A 266-nucleotide genomic window follows, 5' to 3' on the forward strand; every position below is an offset into this window, starting at 1 on the left:
GGTCAGCCGAGCGGAGGCACTAGCGCCAACCCCAGAGTCGCCGCAGCGACCGTGAGCGGGGCGGCGATCAGCCCCAAAAGAACATACCTGCGCCAGGAAAGGCCGACGTCGAGCGCCTTCAGCCGCTCGTGCCAGAGCAGGGTCGCGAGCGACGCCCACGGGGTGATCAGTGGGCCGGCATTGACACCGATCAGCAGCGCGGCGATCCGCAGCGGATTGCCCGCGACCGGCTCAAGCGCACGATACGCGGGGAGAGTGTTGACGAG

General features: G+C 68.8%; 1 protein-coding gene. It reads right to left on the reverse strand.

The window, feature by feature from the left end:
• Window positions 1-2: 2 nt before the first annotated feature.
• Window positions 3-266 (reverse strand): ArsB/NhaD family transporter (locus tag WDW90_RS39725; RefSeq protein WP_336493071.1); only part of this gene is annotated, 264 nt, incomplete at its 5' end.

This window comes from Methylobacterium nigriterrae, assembly GCF_037106235.1.
Taxonomy (GTDB): domain Bacteria; phylum Pseudomonadota; class Alphaproteobacteria; order Rhizobiales; family Beijerinckiaceae; genus Methylobacterium; species Methylobacterium nigriterrae.